Here is a 15,878-nt window from a genome sequence, read left to right as displayed (position 1 = left end):
GAGAGGGATTTCATGCGCGAAACAGATTTCATCGGAGGTTTTGCAAAGGGATTGAAGGTCATCGAAGCGTTCGGTGAAGACCAACCACGTCTTTCAATAGCGGACGTTTCAAAAATAACTGGTCTCGATCGTGCAACCGCACGACGGTGCCTGCTGACACTAACCGAGCTCGAATATGCTGAGTATGACGGCAAGTTCTTCATGCTTCTGCCCAAAATTCTTCGGCTCGGGCATGCCTATCTATCTTCGACGCCATTGCCGACAATTATCCAGCCGCATCTGGACCGGCTCTCTGATGCCGTAGGAGAGAGCGCATCCGCATCCGTTCTGGATGGAACGGAAATTGTTTACATCGCGCGCGCCTCACAAATGCGCGTGATTTCCATCAACTTGATGGCGGGAAGCAGGCTTCCAGCCTACTGTGCTTCGATGGGGCGTGTGCTTCTGGCCTGGCTTCATGAACCCGAGGCTCAGGTGCTTCTCGAGCGCACAGAACGGAAAGCTTTGACACCATTTACAAAGGTGGAAATTGCCCCGCTGATGACAGAACTCTCCATTATTCGTGGTCAAGGTTATGCAATCAACGATCAGGAACTGGAGATCGGACTACGCTCCATCGCTGTTCCTGTTTTCAATCATCGAGGTTTAGTAGTTGCGGCGCTCAACATCGGGGCACCCGTGGCACATGTCGAAACAATTGACCTTGTGGAACGCTTCCTGCCTGCAATGCTTCAAGTCCAGTTGGATCTACGCAATTTGCTGAGATGACCGCAGAGAATGAAAAATCCAATTTATTCTATGATGATGAATCCAGAGCGGCCAGACGCTCGCGCTCCCTCAAACGGAATGTACGGGGTGTTTCGCTCGTTATCTTAAGGAAGAAGCGTGAAAAATATGCGGGATCTGAAAAGCCAAGGCTGTAGGCGATATGTTGCACCGATGATGGCATGGCTATCAAATCGCGCCTGGCCGCCTCAATCAGCCTGCTTGCAATCATGTCTTGCGTCGTCCTTCCTGTCAGCTGTTTGACAGTCCGGTTGAGATGCGTTGGTGAAACACCCAGCAATTTCGCATAAAATGAAACAGGCCTGTGTTCTCGGTAATAGCGGTCGATCAGCTCCAGCAGACGCTCAATGCGAGCGTGCCCATATATCTGACGGTCTTCCTGCTTTGCGGAATTTGAAGAATAAGCGTGTCGCAGAACATAGACGAATGCGGCTTGAACAAGAGATTCCAGCAGACTGTTTTTATATGGTTTTCTCGTGTGAAACTCATCTTGTACTTGCCGCAGAAGAGAGGAAAGTAACGCCAGATTCTCGTCGCCCGCTCCTTTCATCGATATGAGTTGAGGATGCATCAACCACTTCGCCATAACGCCCCCAGAGCCGTCTCCAATAAACGGCATATGAGGGCTCAAAATCGTTACAATGTGCCCCACTATATCTCGAGAGAATGCAAACCCATGATTAAAACCGGGTGGCACCATAATGGCACATGGCGTTTGAAAGGGGTGGATGGCGCCATCGAAGCTCACCTGCCCCGTACCCCCTTCAATATATAAAAGCTGAAAGAAGCTCTCGTGACGATGCAACGAAATTTCGAAATTATGCAAACTTGATCGCGAGAAAAGCGTCTCGCAGTGTAGCCAAAAATCCGGCTTCTGCTCGCTTTCTTCTCCATAAAGCTCGTATGTTGGAACAAAATTATCCGACACTTACCCTCCAATCGTGTTCGATTTGTACAATAAATAGTCGAGATTATCCATTGCCAGCAGGAACGTTCCTTCAAGAATAAAGACGGAATTGCATTGGGAGGAACTTATGCGCACTCAGGTGGCAATCATCGGATCGGGCCCGGCCGGCCTGCTCCTCGGCCAACTTCTGACTAAAGCCGGGATAGACAATGTCGTGCTGGATCGCGTCAGCGCGGATTATATTCTGGGCCGTGTACGTGCTGGCGTCTTGGAAGAAGGCACTGTCAATCTGATGGATGAAGCCGAAGCTTCAACACGCCTTCACGCAGAGGGATTGCGACATGACGGTTTCTCACTCGCCTTCGACGGTCGGGATCACCGTATCGACCTGCACAAACTGACCGGCAAGCGCGTTACGGTTTATGGCCAGACTGAGATGACGCACGATCTTATGGATGAACGGCGGAAGTCGAACACCACCAGCATTTATGAAGCCGTCAACGTAACACCGCATGATTTCGATACGACATCGCCATATATTACCTACGAGAAAGGCAGCAAAACCCATCGCATCGACTGCGATTTCATCGCTGGATGTGACGGGTATCACGGCATAAGCCGCAAATCTGTACCAGACAAGGCAATCGATATCTTTGAAAAGGTCTATCCCTTTGGCTGGCTCGGCATACTGGCCGACATTCCGCCGGTCGCTCATGAGTTGATCTATGCCAACCACGAACGAGGTTTTGCGCTTTGCTCCATGCGGTCGCTCACACGCAGCCGTTACTACATCCAATGTTCACTTGATGAAAAGATCGAAGACTGGAGCGACGAGCGCTTTTACGATGAACTGCGCTGTCGCCTTCCGGCACATCATGCCGAAGCAATGATAACCGGACCGTCTTTCGAGAAATCCATTGCGCCTCTACGCTCTTTCGTGGCTGAACCAATGCGCTTTGGACAGCTTTTCCTTGTTGGAGATGCCGCCCATATTGTTCCTCCGACAGGTGCGAAAGGGCTAAACCTCGCCGCCAGCGACGTGCACTATCTTTACGAAGGATTGAGAGAGTTTTATCTGGACAAATCAAAATCTGGCATCGATGCTTATTCTGCTAATGCGCTTGCGCGCATCTGGAAGGCCGAACGCTTTTCATGGTCCATGACCAAAATGCTACACCGATTCCCTGATATGGTTCCGTTTGATCAGAAAGTGCAGGAAGCAGAACTTGACTACTTCTGCACTTCCGAAGCTGCCTCAACCGCACTTGCTGAAAACTACGTCGGATTGCCGTTCTGAACGGTGAATACTATAAATAAGACGTAACTAATATTATTTAATAAAACATATAAAACTGATGCTTTATTTTAGAATTGATGTAGAGTTTTATTGCTAATCGAACCCCCAGCAAGAAGTTCCGGCCAGAACTTCTTGCAAATAGCGCGGTCAGCTACCTTATTTGGGTAGCTGACCGCGTTAATCTCTAGAGCTTCACACCAGCAGCTTCGCGCAACGTCTGGATCAGAATTTGCATAGCGGCTGTCTGTGTCGTGTCAGTTCGCATGGTCAACCCTACCGGACCTTTTGTTTCGCTTGTATCGATGGAAAGAGCGACAAGCTTGCCTTCAGATACATCTCCGGCAGCAACACCTTCTGAAATGATCCACACCGCATCACTGTCGCGGACGAAAGCACGTCCGAATGCATCGGAAACGGTCTCAATCTGAACTGGCAGGGCACCTATACCGTTCGTAATCAGCAAACGATCCACAAACGGGCGAATGATTGAATTGCGTGTCGGCATCAGAACCGGGTAGTCAGCCAGATGCTCGAAAACCGCACGTCCGTCCGTCAGGGGATGCCCTGTCCTGACAAGAAATCGAACCTGCTCCGAATAAAGATGCTCGAATGAAAAACCGGTCATCTTTTCCGGCGCGGCAAGCCGCCCTACAACCAGATCGAGATCGCCAACCCGTAGCTGCTCCAGAAGAACAGCATTTTCACCCGTAACGATTTTTACACGGCTAGACGTTCTTTCCGCGAGAAACAGGCTCATCGCTTTCGGCATGATGCGTGTTGAGACTGTCGGCAAGGCGCCAATACGAATAGGCGGTCCTGATCCATCCAATTCTTGCGACACGGAATCCAGCCCTTGCCGCAAGGCGGTCAAAGCCGTCCCAGCATGACGCAGGAATACTTCACCAAACCGCGTTATCCTTATGCCACGACCATCGCGCTCCACTACTGGAACGCCCAGAATCTCCTCCAGCTCACGCATCGTCTTGGTCACTGCTGGTTGGCTGATACTCAGGAGTTCGGAGGCCTTGACCACACTCTTCTGTCGCGCAACCTCAACAAACGTATGCAGATGACGAAATTTGATCCTGTTCCCAATCACCTATCTATAACCCTGTAGTTATGATTTTTGCCAATAATATCATTTTACTTAACCAGTTCAAAGCACGACAGTGCGATGTAAGAGGAGAAAGCTGTGCAGTTCGCATCCGTAAACGACGTCGTCATGCATTATGATTTCCAGCCAATAGCCGCAGAGAAGCCTGTTCTGGTTTTCATCAACTCGCTCGGAACCGATTTCCGGATATGGGATGAAGTTCGCGCACGCCTGCGCAACGACGTATCGACGCTCGTTTATGATAAGCGCGGCCACGGCCTTTCAGATGTCGGAGCCACCCCCTACACAATCGAACTCCTTGCGACCGACCTCATCAACCTGCTCGACAAGCTTTCGATAGAACGGGCGATCATTTGCGGTCTTTCCGTCGGTGGACTGATTGCGCAAGGTGTTTATGCAGTGCGCCCCGATCTGGTGGCCGGACTCGTTTTGTCCAACACTGCTCACAAGATCGGTACAGCAGCGATGTGGGACGCGCGCATAGCTGCTATTCAGCAAGATGGCCTTTCAAGCATCCTCGACGCGACAATGCCCCGCTGGTTCACGTCCGACTATCGCCGCTCCGATAATCCTGCCTATCATGCCTATTGCAATATGTTCGTTCGGCAACCGCTCGACGGCTATGCGGCCACCTGTGCCGCGCTGCGTGAAGCGGATTTCACCGAAGTAGCCAGAACTATTTCGGTGCCAACACTTTGTCTGGTCGGTGATCAGGACGGCTCCACGCCGCCTACCCTTGTGCGCGAACTGGCAAGTCTTATCCCTGAAGCAGATTTCGCAGAGATTGCCACCAGCGGTCACATTCCCTGCGTTGAACAGCCCGATGCCTATGTCTCGCTGTTGCGCAACTTTATTTCAAACAGATTCTAACATGGAGAGTAGCCATGGCTGACAAGGCAGTGCGGTCGGAACGCTACAAGATCGGCATGAACGTACGCCGTTCAGTTCTGGGCGATACGCATGTGGATCGCGCGTCAAACGGTGCAACCGACCTTGATGCTCCGTTTCAGGAGCTTATAACAGAAGCCGCATGGGGCACGGTCTGGGCGCGACCCGGCTGGACCAAACGAGAACGGTCGATCGTTACGATTGCACTGCTTGCAGCACTCGGGCAAGACGATGAAGTTGCCATGCATATACGCGCTACGAAAAATACGGGCGCAACGAAGGAGGACATCTGCGAAGCATTGATGCATGTCGCAATCTATGCGGGGGTTCCGGCATCGAACCACGCTTTCAAGATCGCAAAGCAGACCTATGCGCAGATGGAAGCGGAGGAAGATGAAAAATGAAGAACAGTCTGCCGGAGGCAACTCCGTTCTTTGCTCGCGATCTGTCCATGCATCCACCGGCTTATACGCCGTGGTATAAGACCTCCGTCCTTCGCTCGCCTACTCGTGCTTTGCTTTCGCTCGAAGGCACCAAAAGTGAAATTACGGGCCCGGTATTCGGGCACAGTATGCTGCACGAGCTGGATAATGACCTCATCCTCAATTATGCGCGCCCCGGCGAAATGCCGATAGGCCCACGCATTCTTGTGCATGGCCGTGTTCTGGACGAGAGTAGCCGTCCTGTTCCAGGCGCACTGCTGGAATTCTGGCAGGCCAACGCTGGCGGGCGTTATCGCCACAAGAAAGAAACCTATCTTGCGGCCATCGACCCCAACTTCGGCGGCGTCGGTCGCACGGTCACGGACGAAAACGGCTACTACTGGTTCAAGACCATCAAGCCCGGCCCGTACCCTTGGCCAAATGGTGTGAATGACTGGCGTCCGGCTCACATCCATTTTTCTGTGTTCGGTCATGGCTTTGCACAGCGCCTCATCACACAGATGTATTTCGAGGGCGATCCGCTGATCTGGATTTGCCCTATCGTGAAAACTATTCCCGACAAATCAGCTGTCGAACGGCTGGTCGCACCTCTGGACATGAGCGCTAATTTGCCGATGGATATGCTTGCCTACAAGTTCGACATTGTGTTGCGCGGGCGCCGCGCAACCTTGTTTGAAAATCGCCCGGAGGGCAACTGATATGGTGCAACCTCTCGGCTATCTGAAAGAAACCGTATCACAGACTGCGGGCCCTTACGTCCATATCGGATTGACACCCAATTTTGTCGGCATCAACGGCATTTTCGAGCAGGATCTCGGCTCCGGCCCTCTCTATGATGAGAAGACGACAGGCGAACGCATTACCATTAACGGCCATGTCATTGATGGCATGGGCGCACCACTCCGCGATGCGTTGGTAGAAATATGGCAGGCTGATGCGAAGGGCCTCTATAACAGCCCCTCCGAAACCGGCGGCAAGGCCGAGCCTGGTTTTCGTGGATGGGGCCGTTGTCCGAGCCATATGGACACGGGCGAGTTCACTTTCGAGACGATCAAACCTGGCCGCGTTTCTTTCAAAGATGGCCGCCTCATGGCACCACACATTACCTTGTGGATCGTGGCCCGCGGCATTAATCTCGGACTGCAGACGCGGATGTATTTTTCCGATGAAGCCGATGCGAATGCAGAGGATCCGGTCCTTGCTCGTATCGAACATCGCAGCCGGGCGCAAACACTGATTGGTCAGCGTGAGGGTAGCGTCTATCATTTCGATATTCACTTGCAGGGCGAGAAAGAAACTGTCTTTTTCGATATTTGACGCATGAGCATCTCGGTCTTCGAACATCCGTTTCTGGCACAGCTTTTCGGCGACGACGAAGAGATATTGAGCCTGTTTACTGCGGCGGCTGATATTGCCGAGATGTTGCGCTTTGAAGCGGCTCTGGCTGAAGCTCAAGCGGGGCTCGGCTTGATACCGGTCGAGGCAGGACAAGCGATCAAACAAGCCTCAGAAACGTTCGAACCCCACCTATCCAATCTGGCAACAGCGACAGCGCGTGACGGGGTTGTCATTCCCTCACTCGTGAAAGAACTGCGTCTGGCGGTCGGAACGGATTACGGCGAATACGTTCATTTCGGCGCGACGAGCCAGGATGCCATCGATACGAGCCTGATTTTGCGGCTGAAACGCGCAAGTACAATTCTTTATGGGCGAATTCAGCAACTCACGCAGCGTTTCGATTGGCTTGATGCGACGTTCGGAAGGAATGCTCTGACGGGTTATACACGTATGCAATCCGCTATTCCGATCACCGTATCGGACCGCATCTCAAGCTGGAAAAACCCGCTCAACGCTTATGAGACCAAACTGAACACCATCGTCTTTCCCGTACAGTTCGGCGGTGCAGCCGGAACGCTTGAAAAATTCGGTGATCAGGCACCGGCTCTGCGTGCTTTGCTGGCTGATAGGCTCGGATTGCACGATAGCCCGCAATGGCATAGCCAGCGGGCCTTCATTGTCGAGTTCGGCAATCTGCTTTCGCTCATCACGGGTACTCTTGGAAAATTCGGGCAAGATATTGCGCTTATGGCTGAACTGGGCACCGAACTCTCCTTGACAGGCGGCGGCGGTTCATCCGCCATGCCGCACAAGCAAAATCCGGTGTCGGCAGAGATACTGGTCAGCCTTGCCCGTTTCAACGCAGCCCAAATGGGTGGTTTGTATCAGGCTATGGTGCACGAGCAGGAGCGCTCAGGCGCGGCTTGGATGATCGAATGGATGATCCTGCCGCAAATTGTTGCGTCGACTGGCAGTGCACTCAAGATTGCATCAATCCTGATCGATAAGGTGGTTCGAATCGGAAACGAACAATTCTCGGACACATAACCATCCGGGTATCGTTTATAAGGAATTTTTCATTTTACATGACCAATTAGATAGGCATGCTGAAATCAGGACATTCCCTATTGCGACGAGACAGTCACGCGCGGGAATGGTGGGCGATAGGGAGGAGAACATGAAGAAAATTGCATTCACCGCGCTTGCGGTCTTTTCACTCACAGCATCAGCAGCTTATGCCGATGTGGTAAAGGTCGGCGTCATTGGTCCATTTTCAGGCCCGTTTGCTCTTCAGGGCAAGAACTTCAAGGCCGGTATCGACGCCTATATGACAGAGCACGGCAACACGATCGGCGATGACACTGTCGAGATCGTTTATCGCGATGTGCCGCAGGCCGATCCTGCGCAATCGAAGGCGCTTGCGCAGGAACTCGTGGTCAAGGAAGGCGTGCAGTATCTTGCTGGCTTCTATTTCACCCCTGACGCCATGGCGGTTACGCCCATTCTCAAACAGGGCAATGTGCCGATGGTCGTCATGAATGCCGCCACCTCTTCCATTGTCACGAAGAGCCCTTATGTGGTGCGCACCTCGTTCACCACATGGCAAACGTCAACCCCGATCGCAAAGGTTGCACTCGACAAGGGTGTGAAGAAAGTCATCTCGGTTGTCAGCGATTACGGGCCGGGCGTGGATGCGGAAAACGCTTTCAAGGCAGCGTTCACGGAAGCCGGTGGCGAAGTGGTCGAAGCTATTCGCATGCCGCTCGCTACGAACGATTTCAGTCCTATCATGCAGCGTATCAAAGACTCTGGCGCGCAAGGCGTGTTCGCTTTTCTGCCGTCTGGACCAACCACGCTCGGTTTCATGAAATCCTATGTCGACAACGGATTGAAAGGCTCGGGCATTCAGCTTTTTGCTCCAGGTGACCTGACACAAGAATCCGATCTTCCCGCACTCGGAGAAAATGCTCTCGGTGTTCTGACGACTTTCCACTATGCAGTCTCGCATGACTCGCCAGAAAACAAGAAGTTTGTCAAGGAAGCTCGAAAGGCCATCGGCAATCCTGTGGAGTTGTCCTTCCCTTCGGTCGGCGCTTATGATGGCATGCATGTCATCTACAAGATGATCGAAGCGACCAGCGGTGAAAAAGATGCTGAAAAAGCGGTAGAGTCCGTGAAAGGCATGGAATGGATCAGTCCTCGCGGCCCTGTATCCATCGATCCCGAAAGCCGCCATATGACGCAGAACATCTATCTGCGCGAAGTAGCCAAGGCTGATGACGGCACTTACTATAACAAGGAAATTCAAACCTTCGAGAAGCAGGGCGACCCCGGCCTAAAAGCTCAATAACTCCGGCATTCAAGAGTTAACGCCTTGATGCCTGAGCAGGCGTAAAGCGCGCGCTCATGGCTCACAACTGCTTATTTTAACGCGTACCCGAAAACCTTTTCGCGTTTTTCGGGATACGCCCAACAGGACCACTCAATGCAGACTGTGCTCAGCATTGCTGTCGATGCCCTCGCCTATGGCATGGTGCTTTTCGTCATTTCCATCGGCCTTTCGGTCACCATGGGCTTGATGCGCGTCGTCAATCTCGCTCACGGCGCATTTGCAATGATCGGCGGCTATTTTGCATCCTATGCTGCCCAGCAGCTTGGCCTCAATTACGGCTTTGCGATCATCATCGCGGTCGTCGGCACGATGATAATCGCCGTCCCCGTGGAGAGATTGCTCTATCGGCGCATTTATGGAGCGCCTGAACTGACGCAGGTGCTGATGACCATCGGTATCACTTTCTGCATTATCGGTCTCACCAACTATATATTCGGACCAACGCTGAAGACCATTCCTTTGCCTGAAATGTTGCGTGGATCTGTCGATCTCGGCTTTCGGGCAATTGCCAAGCATCGCATCTTTGCAATCGGGTGCGGCTTCGCGGTGGCCCTTGGTCTTTGGTACATCATCGAACGCACTGCCTTCGGCGTGAAACTGCGCGCTGCCGTCGACAATGCCAACATGGCGGCTGCACTCGGTGTCAGAACCGAAATCGTTTACGCCATCAGCTTTGCGCTTGCCATTGGGCTTGCAGCTTTCGGCGGTGTCGTCGGCGCCGAACTTCTACCTGTCGAACCCTACTATGCACTCCGCTACATGGTGACATTTCTGGTCGTCGTCTCTGTCGGCGGCGCAGGCTCCATACCCGGAGCGCTGATTGCCTGCCTCCTGCTCGGAGCAATCGATACAACCGGGCGTTATCTGGCACCGGAATATGGCGAGTTCTTCTTCTATCTGGCAGTAATCGTCATTGTGACGCTGTTCCCGCGTGGTCTTGCAGGAAGGCTGGCCAAAAAATGACCGATATGACGCAAGCTCTCTCCCAATACCGTCACTCCTATGCGGGTCTTGCTGGCGTAGCAGCAATTATCGCTGCCAGTATTTGCGGCTGGTTTTTGTTCCCCGACAATCTGGCGCTGCTGACACGCATCATTGCCATTGCCTTGCTCGTATTGTCACTCGATCTGGTGACGGGCTATTGCGGTATAGCAACGCTCGGCCATGCTGCTTTGTTTGGCGCTGGTGCCTATGGTGCCGGCATCGCTGCTGCCCATTTCGGTATTACCGACCCGATCCTGATGACACTTATCGGTCTTGTTGCAGGAGCTATCACCGGGTTTGTTTCCGGAGCCGTTATTCTGCGCGCACACGGGCTCGCTCAACTCGTTCTATCGATTGCCGTTGTTCATCTGTTCCACGAAGCTGCAAACAAGGCATCAAGCTGGACCGGCGGCAGTGACGGACTAAGCGGCATTTCACCCGATCCGATCTTTGGCATGTTCGAGTTCGATCTCTACGGACACACGGTCTATGTCTATGCCGTATTCCTGCTGCTCGTTTCGTTCATCTTCCTACGTTATGTTGTTCGTTCACCCTTCGGTATGCTTTGCCGAGGTGTGAAAGAAGACCCGATCCGCATTCATGCCATGGGCGCTTCGGTCCAGTCAGCACAGCTTCGCATGTATGTCATTTCGGGCGCTGTTGCTGGCATCGGTGGCGCGCTGAACGCCATTTCTACGCAGGTTGTCGGACTAGACAGTCTTAGCTTCACCATGTCGGCGGAAGCTTTGGTAATGCTGGTTCTCGGTGGCACGGGATCGCTGTTCGGAGGACTGATCGGCACAGTTGTCTTCATGTGGTTCGAAGACCTCGTCTCTGCTGCGAACCCCTTCCACTGGCTTACAATGGTTGGGGTTCTGCTGATCGCCGTCGTGCTATTCGCGCCGCGCGGCCTCTATGGAACCGTCGCCTATTACTTTGAAAAGAAGGCGCGCCGCAAATGAGTACCGTGTTTGAAGTAACGAAACTGCACAAAAGTTTCGGCGGTCTGGCAGTTACAAACGATGTTTCGCTCAGTATGGCGAAAGGCGACCGCGTCGCCCTCATTGGTCCCAATGGAGCGGGCAAGACCACTTTCGTCAATCTGGTTACAGGCAACCTCGCGGCAACTTCTGGCACCGTGGCATTGGATGGAGAGAGCGTCTCCCGGCTCAACGCCATGCAGCGCGTCAGGCGTGGACTGGTGCGTTCATTTCAGGTGACCCGTCTCTTCTTCGACATGACACCCGAAGAACACGTGGCTCTTGCTGTTTTGCAACGCGAAGGCAAGACGGGACGTATTCTCGGAAACTATCGCAAAATGCCTGAAGTCATGGATGAAGTGCGCGATATTCTCGATACGCTCGGGCTTCGGCATCTCGGACAGTTGCGGGTGAGTGAGATCGCATATGGCCAACAGCGGCTTCTGGAGATTGCACTTGCATTGGCGCTTCGACCCAAAGTTCTGCTGCTTGATGAACCAGCTGCGGGTGTTCCACAGAGCGACACGGGCCGCATTGAGGAAGCGCTCGACCGACTACCGGCCGATCTGGCAGTACTCATGATCGAGCACGATATGGACCTCGTTTTTCGCTTCGCAAAGCGTGTGGTCGTTCTAGCTGCCGGAACTGTGATCTTTGACGGATTGCCGGAAGACGTCGTGCAGGATGCCCGCGTCCGCGAAGCCTATCTCGGGAGCTATGCGCAATGAGTGCCGCCTCGCTTGAAATTCGCAATCTCTCCTCCGGTTACGGCCCCACGCGCGTCATCGAGAATGTATCGTTCAAAGCAGAACCGGGATCGCGACTTGCCATTCTGGGCCGCAATGGTGTCGGCAAGACCAGCCTCTTTGCCACTATCGCAGGGCAAACGCGCCGTTATGGCGGTGAAATTCTGCTGAATGGAAAGAATATCGCCACGCTTCCATCAGCCGCGCGCGCAATTGCCGGTCTCGGTTATGTGCCGCAAACTCGTGATGTTTTTCCGACCCTCACCGTCGAAGAAAATCTCTTCGTTGGCCTCAAAAACCGACCAAAGAATGCGCTCGAAGAAGCCTATGCGATGTTTCCGCGTCTTAAGGAACGACGCAGCAATCTTGGGTCGCAGCTTTCCGGGGGAGAACAACAGATGCTTTCCACCGCGCGCAGCATTCTCGGGCGACCGACAGTGCTGCTGCTCGACGAACCGCTGGAAGGCCTTGCTCCTGTCATCTGCGAAGAACTGATGGCTGCTTTCTCGACACTTGCGCAGAAGGGAGACATGACGATTCTGCTTGTCGAACAGCGCATCCAGAGTGCACTCGATTTCGCCGATCACGTCATCATACTGGAACGTGGGCGCATCGCGTGGTCTGGCACTTCAGCAGAACTCACCGAAAACCAGCAGACCGTCGAAGAACTGCTGGGTGTCGGCAGCTTGCATTGATCAGTTCCCGACAAATGCAAACTTGTCGACGTCCACAAGGCCGCGGTCAGTGATCTTGAGATGCGGGATCACAGGCAAGGCGATGAAGGCCAGTTGCAAGAATGGCTCCTCCAGAACGGAACCTAGTTCTTCCGCTGCATGACGCAGCACGCGAAGCTGGTCGCGGACAGTTTCATATGGTTCGGCGCTCATCAATCCGGCAATGGGCAAAGGCATTTCAGCCAACACCTTGCCATCTCGCACAACAACGAAACCACCTTCAATTTCGCCTAATCGGTTGGCAGCTGCAGCAATATCTTCGTCTGACGTGCCCACCACACAGATATTATGGCTGTCATGACTGACGGTTGACGCGATTGCACCTGATTTCAAGCCGAAGCCGTGCACAAAGCCGGTCGCAATATTTCCATTTTTGCCGTGACGTTCGACAACAGCAATCTTGACCACATCCTTTTCGAAATCGGGTTCAACGCCGTTCGGGCCAACCTTGAGATCGAATTCGAGGCTTTCCGTTATGATTTTACCCGGAATTATACCGATTGCACGCGTCTTGCCGCTGTTGGAATGAGAGCGGAAACTGGAAGCGCTGACTTTCGGTGCCTTGACGCTATTGCGCCCGACAGGAGCAACAGTCTTGCGAGCGGCAAACAAATCCTCTGAAACCACCCTGCCCGCAGACAACACGATTTCAGCGTGGCAACCTTCGAGACTATCCACCACAACGAGGTCGGCGCGCTGGCCCGGCGCAACCAGACCGCGATCAAAAAGACCGAAAGCGCGGGCGGCAGAAACGCTAGCGGCCCGGTAGATGGCAATCGGCTCCACGCCGCCTGCAATCGCCGTGCGGATAAGATAATCGAGGTGGCCCTGATCGGCAATATCGAGCGGATTCCGGTCATCTGTGCACAGTGCCAAAAACTGCGCGTGGCGCTCGGTAATGATCGGCATAAGCGCTTTCAGATCCTTGGAAACTGACCCTTCGCGCACTAATACATGCATGCCCTTACGCATCTTTTCCAGCGCTTCTTCCGCACTTGTCGCCTCGTGTTCGGTGCGAATACCTGCGGAAATATAGCCGTTCAGATCGAGCCCGCGCAGAAGCGGCGCATGACCATCAATATGGCGTCCCTGAAACGCCTTTAGCTTCGCCATGCATTCGGGGTCTTTCGCCAGAACACCTGGAAAGTTCATGAACTCCGCAAGACCGATCACCTTGGGATGGTCAGCGAAAGGTAACAGATCATCGATCAGAAGCTCGGCGCCAGACGTTTCCATATGGGTCGCAGGCACACAGCTTGAAAGCTGCACGCGGATATCCATGACGGTTTCCAACGCGCTATCGAGGAAAAACTTTATGCCTTCAGCACCCAGCACATTCGCAATCTCGTGCGGGTCGCAAATGACCGTGGTAACGCCCTGTGGCAATACACACCGGTCGAACTCATGCGGCGTTACGTGGGAGGATTCTATGTGAAGATGCGTATCGATAAATCCCGGCACGACGATCCGTCCGGAAATGTCGATTTCATGCTTGCCCTGATAGTTGCCGAATGTTCCAACAATCCGGTCACCGCAGATTGCGATGTCACTTTCAACAAGTTCACCGGTTACGAGATCGAAGAAACGGCCGCCCTTCAGCACGATGTCGGCAGGTTCCCGACCTGCGCCCTGATCGATCATCCGTTCCAGCATCACGTCACCTCACATTCGGAATCAATTGTCGAAAGTTACCACAATGCAAGACGCGGCGGTAAGGTCACCCTTCCGCCGCGTCCATAACCCACGAATGTCCAGATTACCGGACGTATTCGATCATTCTGGCTCGGCTGAGAACGAGCTCGACCCGATTGTCATCAAGCTTATGCAGACAGACGCGCTTGGTCCAAGGGCCGTCATGCAACGTAAACAGCGCGCGCCCCTGACCGAGGTCTTCCAACGGCATGGCTCGGCGTGCCGGGCCTATACCCATGATGAGGTGACCATCCTTGATATCGAAACTGGCGCCATAGGGCGATGCCTGCCAGTGGCCGTCGAGTTCCCGGCACACAGGTTTTGGTGTCACCGGCTTCAACCGGCGAGATACGTAACCAATCTCACCTTCCAGTTCCGTACCCGTCCAGCGGAGTTCAACCGGCGAAGACGGCGACAGGGATGAGAACCAGCCATCGCCGATATCGTAAAGCGTGTCTTCGGAATCAAGCCAGTTGGCTATACCGCTGCGCATTTCCAGCCAGAACGGTCCACTCTCCGTCACATAAAGCCCGTCGGGGATCGTGCAATTGGTCTCTGGCAACGACAATCCGTTGAGAGCGGCCATGCAATCTCGCGCCATCTTATAGGTGTTGGCGTCTTCACGATTTGAAACAACAATCATGCCGGTTTTCGCGGCTGGATCGAGCAGAAAATAGCTCTTGTAGCCGGGATGCGAGCCACCATGTCCAACAAACCGCTTGCCAGCCACTTCGTTCCACCGCAGCCCAAGACCGTAACCGGTTACTCGTCTGTCAGAGAGACGACGGTCAGTTGACAGTTTATCGAGCAAACCTTTGAACACGCCCTCGCCATTAACAAGTGCTTGTGCCCATTTGGTAAGCGCCATGCCACTGCCAGTCAGGCTGCCAGAAGCCGAAATGTGCAGGCCAGCAGAGCTGAGCTGCCATTTTTCGTCAGACTTCCAGTAACCGGGAACCAGGCCCGCGACCGGATCATTCCAGACGTCCGGCGCTTCCATGAAAATATCGAGAGGCTGCGCAATATCCGATTTAACGAAACCATTGAAGCGAAACCCTTTTCGCTCCAGTGCGGCTTCCACCAGACGATAACCGGTGTTGGAATACGAAATTTCCGAACCCGCTTCGAAATTGAGCCGGTTGAGAGAAGCAAGGTAATCCAGAAGCTGACCCGCTTCCGTTTCTGTATAAACAGACAGCCCCAGAAGTGTGAGGCATTCCCGCGTATCGGGCAGACCACCCGTCATGTCGAGTGCACGCCCCACGGTGACATCGGCCAGTGGACTTTGCAACTCCGGCAGATGGTCGCCGAGCCGGTCCTCGAGGCCGATGATATCGCTGTGCTTGAGAACCATCGCACAAAACGCATGTTTCGTGACTGATGCGTAGCGAACGACTGTATTCGCCGTGAACGGCACCCCCGTAGACAGGTTTTCAAGCCCGCTCGCATAGGCAAATTTCACTCCATCTGGGCCGAAACCGATGATGACGCCACCCGGCTCATCCTTGGCCCAGGTTCTCGACAAGACTTTCGCGGCAAGCGAAGCCGCATTCCAGTCAGCATGCGTTGACATGAAA

At 53.6% G+C, this 15,878-nt stretch carries 15 protein-coding genes and 1 pseudogene; 12 read left to right on the top strand and 4 right to left on the bottom strand.

Annotation, left to right across the window (positions count from 1 at the left end; all coding sequences use genetic code 11):
- Positions 1 to 12: 12 nt before the first annotated feature.
- On the top strand, positions 13 to 768 hold the full coding sequence (locus OHI65_RS08355) for an IclR family transcriptional regulator (protein WP_010658908.1): 756 nt from the start codon (positions 13 to 15) through the stop codon (positions 766 to 768).
- Positions 769 to 796: 28 nt separating this feature from the next.
- On the opposite strand, the gene OHI65_RS08350 is transcribed toward OHI65_RS08355, so the two are convergent.
- Positions 797 to 1,714: a helix-turn-helix domain-containing protein gene (locus OHI65_RS08350; protein WP_125302571.1), complete on the bottom strand. Its 918-nt coding sequence runs from the start codon at positions 1,712 to 1,714 to the stop codon at positions 797 to 799.
- Positions 1,715 to 1,820: 106 nt separating this feature from the next.
- Here OHI65_RS08350 and pobA point away from each other — a divergent pair, with 106 nt between their 5' ends.
- Positions 1,821 to 2,990: a 4-hydroxybenzoate 3-monooxygenase gene (pobA, locus tag OHI65_RS08345; protein WP_094515701.1), complete on the top strand. Its 1,170-nt coding sequence runs from the start codon at positions 1,821 to 1,823 to the stop codon at positions 2,988 to 2,990.
- 184 nt (positions 2,991 to 3,174) lie between these two features.
- On the opposite strand, the gene pcaQ is transcribed toward pobA, so the two are convergent.
- Complete coding sequence (gene pcaQ, locus OHI65_RS08340; RefSeq protein ID WP_094515700.1) at positions 3,175 to 4,089, bottom strand: pca operon transcription factor PcaQ; 915 nt, start codon at positions 4,087 to 4,089, stop codon at positions 3,175 to 3,177.
- A gap of 93 nt (positions 4,090 to 4,182) precedes the next feature.
- On the opposite strand from pcaQ, the gene pcaD reads away from it, so the two are divergent.
- From pcaD to OHI65_RS08285, 10 genes are all read left to right on the top strand, one after another.
- Positions 4,183 to 4,974 carry a 3-oxoadipate enol-lactonase gene (gene pcaD, locus OHI65_RS08335; protein WP_094515699.1) on the top strand — a complete coding sequence of 264 codons (792 nt, stop codon included), beginning with the start codon at positions 4,183 to 4,185 and terminating at the stop codon, positions 4,972 to 4,974.
- Positions 4,975 to 4,988: 14 nt separating this feature from the next.
- Positions 4,989 to 5,396 carry a 4-carboxymuconolactone decarboxylase gene (gene pcaC, locus OHI65_RS08330; RefSeq protein ID WP_012093099.1) on the top strand — a complete coding sequence of 136 codons (408 nt, stop codon included), beginning with the start codon at positions 4,989 to 4,991 and terminating at the stop codon, positions 5,394 to 5,396.
- On the top strand, positions 5,393 to 6,133 hold the full coding sequence (gene pcaH / locus OHI65_RS08320) for a protocatechuate 3,4-dioxygenase subunit beta (RefSeq protein WP_125302573.1): 741 nt from the start codon (positions 5,393 to 5,395) through the stop codon (positions 6,131 to 6,133). Before pcaC ends, pcaH begins: the two co-directional genes overlap by 4 nt.
- A 1-nt stretch (position 6,134) precedes the next feature.
- Positions 6,135 to 6,752, top strand: a complete 618-nt coding sequence (gene pcaG / locus OHI65_RS08315; RefSeq protein ID WP_125302576.1) for a protocatechuate 3,4-dioxygenase subunit alpha — start codon at positions 6,135 to 6,137, stop codon at positions 6,750 to 6,752.
- A gap of 3 nt (positions 6,753 to 6,755) precedes the next feature.
- A complete protein-coding gene (locus OHI65_RS08310) occupies positions 6,756 to 7,820 on the top strand; it encodes a 3-carboxy-cis,cis-muconate cycloisomerase (protein WP_125302578.1) in 1,065 nt (354 codons plus the stop codon).
- Between the two features lie 130 nt (positions 7,821 to 7,950).
- Positions 7,951 to 9,123, top strand: coding sequence for an ABC transporter substrate-binding protein (locus tag OHI65_RS08305; RefSeq protein ID WP_125302581.1), 1,173 nt, complete (start codon positions 7,951 to 7,953; stop codon positions 9,121 to 9,123).
- A gap of 135 nt (positions 9,124 to 9,258) precedes the next feature.
- Complete coding sequence (locus OHI65_RS08300; protein WP_012093104.1) at positions 9,259 to 10,128, top strand: branched-chain amino acid ABC transporter permease; 870 nt, start codon at positions 9,259 to 9,261, stop codon at positions 10,126 to 10,128.
- Positions 10,125 to 11,111: a branched-chain amino acid ABC transporter permease gene (locus OHI65_RS08295; protein ID WP_125302583.1), complete on the top strand. Its 987-nt coding sequence runs from the start codon at positions 10,125 to 10,127 to the stop codon at positions 11,109 to 11,111. Before OHI65_RS08300 ends, OHI65_RS08295 begins: the two co-directional genes overlap by 4 nt.
- A complete protein-coding gene (locus tag OHI65_RS08290) occupies positions 11,108 to 11,857 on the top strand; it encodes an ABC transporter ATP-binding protein (RefSeq protein WP_012093106.1) in 750 nt (249 codons plus the stop codon). The genes OHI65_RS08295 and OHI65_RS08290 overlap by 4 nt, the downstream gene beginning before the upstream one ends.
- Positions 11,854 to 12,570 carry an ABC transporter ATP-binding protein gene (locus tag OHI65_RS08285; RefSeq protein WP_264358633.1) on the top strand — a complete coding sequence of 239 codons (717 nt, stop codon included), beginning with the start codon at positions 11,854 to 11,856 and terminating at the stop codon, positions 12,568 to 12,570. Before OHI65_RS08290 ends, OHI65_RS08285 begins: the two co-directional genes overlap by 4 nt.
- On the opposite strand, the pseudogene ade reads toward OHI65_RS08285, so the two are convergent.
- Positions 12,571 to 14,311 (bottom strand): annotated as a pseudogene (gene ade, locus OHI65_RS08280) (adenine deaminase).
- 54 nt (positions 14,312 to 14,365) lie between these two features.
- Positions 14,366 to 15,874 carry a serine hydrolase domain-containing protein gene (locus OHI65_RS08275; protein ID WP_125302849.1) on the bottom strand — a complete coding sequence of 503 codons (1,509 nt, stop codon included), beginning with the start codon at positions 15,872 to 15,874 and terminating at the stop codon, positions 14,366 to 14,368.
- Positions 15,875 to 15,878 lie beyond the last annotated feature (4 nt).

Origin of the sequence: Brucella sp. MAB-22, from assembly GCF_025908475.1 — a bacterium.
GTDB classification, from domain to species: Bacteria; Pseudomonadota; Alphaproteobacteria; order Rhizobiales; family Rhizobiaceae; genus Brucella; species Brucella anthropi.
Note: the sequence above shows the minus strand (reverse complement) of the source record. Positions and strands in the feature narration are given on the sequence as shown.

What these genes read in the sequence shown, in the direction of transcription:
- pcaG (WP_125302576.1), top strand. Translation starts at nt 6,135, where the DNA reads ATGGTGCAACCTCTCGGCTATCTGAAAGAAACCGTATCACAGACTGCG.
- pcaH (WP_125302573.1), top strand. Translation starts at nt 5,393, where the DNA reads ATGAAGAACAGTCTGCCGGAGGCAACTCCGTTCTTTGCTCGCGATCTG.
- OHI65_RS08355 (WP_010658908.1), top strand. Translation starts at nt 13, where the DNA reads ATGCGCGAAACAGATTTCATCGGAGGTTTTGCAAAGGGATTGAAGGTC.
- OHI65_RS08305 (WP_125302581.1), top strand. Translation starts at nt 7,951, where the DNA reads ATGAAGAAAATTGCATTCACCGCGCTTGCGGTCTTTTCACTCACAGCA.
- OHI65_RS08290 (WP_012093106.1), top strand. Translation starts at nt 11,108, where the DNA reads ATGAGTACCGTGTTTGAAGTAACGAAACTGCACAAAAGTTTCGGCGGT.
- OHI65_RS08310 (WP_125302578.1), top strand. Translation starts at nt 6,756, where the DNA reads ATGAGCATCTCGGTCTTCGAACATCCGTTTCTGGCACAGCTTTTCGGC.
- OHI65_RS08295 (WP_125302583.1), top strand. Translation starts at nt 10,125, where the DNA reads ATGACCGATATGACGCAAGCTCTCTCCCAATACCGTCACTCCTATGCG.
- pobA (WP_094515701.1), top strand. Translation starts at nt 1,821, where the DNA reads ATGCGCACTCAGGTGGCAATCATCGGATCGGGCCCGGCCGGCCTGCTC.
- OHI65_RS08275 (WP_125302849.1), bottom strand. Translation starts at nt 15,874, where the DNA reads ATGTCAACGCATGCTGACTGGAATGCGGCTTCGCTTGCCGCGAAAGTC.
- OHI65_RS08285 (WP_264358633.1), top strand. Translation starts at nt 11,854, where the DNA reads ATGAGTGCCGCCTCGCTTGAAATTCGCAATCTCTCCTCCGGTTACGGC.
- OHI65_RS08300 (WP_012093104.1), top strand. Translation starts at nt 9,259, where the DNA reads ATGCAGACTGTGCTCAGCATTGCTGTCGATGCCCTCGCCTATGGCATG.
- pcaC (WP_012093099.1), top strand. Translation starts at nt 4,989, where the DNA reads ATGGCTGACAAGGCAGTGCGGTCGGAACGCTACAAGATCGGCATGAAC.